Origin of the sequence: Chitinophaga sp., from assembly GCF_035564935.1 — a bacterium.
Classification (GTDB): domain Bacteria; phylum Bacteroidota; class Bacteroidia; order Chitinophagales; family Chitinophagaceae; genus Chitinophaga.
This window is the reverse complement of record NZ_DATMTE010000718.1, coordinates 1-2,994: the sequence shown is the minus strand read 5'-3', so window position 1 is coordinate 2,994 and position 2,994 is coordinate 1. Positions and strand designations below refer to the sequence as shown.

Below are 2,994 nucleotides of genomic sequence, written 5' to 3'. Positions count from 1 at the left end.
ATAGGCCATCAGCTGGTTCTGGTATTCTTTCTCAAAAGCCGGATAGTTTTTATCGTTTTTAGGAAATGCTTTGGTCGCCTGAAGCATCGCGTCATGCTTAGCAAAGATGTCCTGCTGTTTTTTATAGAGACCGGTAAGCTCCGGGATTTCCGGATTTCCGGTATAGATGATATTCTCATCATTAGGTTGGGCTTCTGTACAGACCACAGAGAAATCATGACCCGGGATAAGCATATCCAGTCCTCCTCCTTCCTGAGTACCGGTGATCAGCCAGCGGCTCATGCCGGTGTAAGGGCCATATTCTTTAGGAACAGAAAGCGTAAACTTACCGTCTGCCGGTATCGTTCCCTGAAAAACCGTTTTGGCTTCTTTGCCACGGAAAATAATAAAATCATAAGATTTCCCCGCAAAATGCGGAAACGTCATTTGGATATTTTGAGCCTGCATGCCCAGTGATAATACTATCGATAAAAATATTGTTATTTTTTTCATTGTGTTTAGATTGGTTGGGTTGTAGAGTAAAGTAAAATTTCTTTTCTGTTTATATTCTCAAAATTTAGGATTTATGAAAATTAGTTTTTTGTTAATAAAAACCGGCGGCAGCTTCGCCGCCGCCAGTAATAGTTAAATATATAAGATTAAAATAAAAACTATTCTTGAATACATTTTATAGGATATCCATATGCCCGCCGGTCTGCTGTTGCTACAGGAGAATAGTTGTAACCCAATACAAAATAGTTAGCAAAATCAGTAGAATTGTTTTGTGTACTACTCCAATAGAAAGCTCTATAAGCACGCAAAATCAATTTACCATCGAAGAAACTTCTATAGCCTGCACCTGGAAAAGTAAGTTTCTGTCCCCCTGCTGTGAACACCATAGCAGCTCCAAAATTAGTAGAATTATAAAACTCAGATGTCCAAGTCCCTACTGTACTAACAGTATTATTAGCTATTAGATTTTCGAATTGCTGTTTTGTTGGTACGCGGAAGCCAGCAGGACAAGGATCATTTGCAGTTTTAACTGCATCTTGCCATGAATTGTCAGGGGCTCCGTCAAGACTCCATCCTGTTATTTTTCCAGGAGGAGTACTGGTCGTAGCTCTTATAGTGGGATCTCCCCATCGATAATAGTTTCCATGAATAGCCTCTACCGGTACATCTGGATTAAGGCTGGTATCAGCTCCCAGATTATGTCTCATCCATGCTTCGTTATTTCCTGGTAAAACTACGGTAAGTCCAGTGGTTACGTTTGTCGTTACGTTACAAGAAGTTCCTCCAAACGAGATCGGTACAGTCATTGCTCCCGGTGTTGTAGGTGTGCCTGTTACGTTGTAGATCAGGTTACCGTTTCCGTTATTCAATGTTCCTCCAGGAAGGGTAAAGGTTAATCCGTTCACCGTAAAGGTGGATTGAGGATAAGGCTGCCCGTTTCCTGCGATGTATGGTACCGTTAAAGAACCTGTATATGGTGTTCCCTGTGCAAGAGCAGCCGGAGAGAACGATGCTGCACCGCAGTTCAGTGATCCTACCACTGCAGAAGCTGCTGTTACAGGAATCGTGAAGGTACACGTCTGCCCTGCCACCGTAATGTTAAAGCTTGCTGTTCCCGGAGCAGATGCCGTTCCGGTAATATTAAATACAAAGCTTCCGTTGCCATTGTTCAGCATTCCGCTTGGCAGGCTTGCCACAAGACCGGTAACCCCTGTAGAATTGAAAGTAGCTGCCGGGTAAATCCCGCCGTTTCCTCCTGTGTACGGAACTGTTGTCTGCACCCCGCTCACTGGTTGTCCGCTAAATACGCTGCCTACCGTTGTAGCACTTGCACAGTCGATCGCCAGTACATTCGGAGCACTTGCATTGGATGAGCACATAGATCCCCATTCAGGAACAGCAGGATCTACTGAATCATTCACCATCAAACATCCTCTTCCGGCTCCTAAAAAATCGGTACAGTATACAACTAATCCCGGTGCAGGGTTCACAATGGCATCCACCTGTGCTCTGGTCATCCTCGGAGGCAGGAAACCACGTGTGGTGCTTTGCAGCTCTAAAATAGAAGATGGGTGAGATGTAGCTACTCCCATACCTACCCTTCCGTTTAAAAATCCAAGAGTAGTATTATCCATTTCCATTGCTCGTGGTCCTGTTAAAGTACCGTTTGAAGTATAGATGCTTCCTTCGCCTACCTTTTTCCACTGGTTCGCCGCAGCATCGAAATAATAATATCCCGGTGCATCTATGTTTACAACCTGCCCAACCTGGTTAGAAGGATCGATAAGAGGTTGCGTGACAAGCACAATGGCCCCATCCTGATCGGCACCATACTGTGGCGTAGTTCCCTGGGAAGCCGTAAATAAGGCATCCGCCGTTAATCGCGGGGCAATAAATCCCTCCGGAGCGGTTCCGTCGGTGGTTTTTGCTGCCACATCCAATGTAGCTTTGGGATCAGGTGTATTGATTCCCACCTGGCTATACGCCGCGGTAGAAACTACAAGCCCGATCATGACTGATAAAGTCTTTTTCATCTTTTAATTTTTGTTTGTTAATTTTTTTTATATAATAGTACAATTAAGCAATGGTTGATTACTCACATTTTTAATCTGTTGGTGGTGAGCACCTCTCTTTTTGTACCAATACCAACTTTATAAAGTACAAAAGTGTTTTTCTTTATGTTTTTAGAATCGTAATACGAAGCGTGAGGGTTATATTTTTTAATTTTTCTTCAATGAAGAGAATGAGTTAACATCTTCTCTTAGCAACATAAAAATTCTTCCGAAATACTTCGGGTTTTTCATTGCTGTAAAAATGGCTTGATGGGTATTGTGCAGGCATACCGATCCTAAGTAGGCATTGGGATTACCTTTCCATTCTTATTCCGGCTTGGTACAATACTTATCGATAACTCACAGATTATGAGCTGTGTGAAGAAGTTCAAATTTAATTAATTATCCATTATCTTTAAAAAAATATTTGCATTTGCGTATTTTTGCGTAG

General features: G+C 42.6%; 2 protein-coding genes. Both read right to left on the bottom strand.

Annotated elements, in window-relative coordinates:
- On the bottom strand, positions 1-492 hold a 492-nt coding region (locus VN105_RS18485; RefSeq protein WP_325643009.1), incomplete at its 3' end, for a hypothetical protein.
- A gap of 158 nt (positions 493-650) precedes the next feature.
- A complete protein-coding gene (locus VN105_RS18480) occupies positions 651-2,525 on the bottom strand; it encodes a hypothetical protein (RefSeq protein ID WP_325643008.1) in 1,875 nt (624 codons plus the stop codon).
- Positions 2,526-2,994 lie beyond the last annotated feature (469 nt).

Excerpts from the sequence above, each read along its gene's own strand:
- VN105_RS18480 (WP_325643008.1), bottom strand. The coding sequence starts at position 2,525 with ATGAAAAAGACTTTATCAGTCATGATCGGGCTTGTAGTTTCTACCGCG.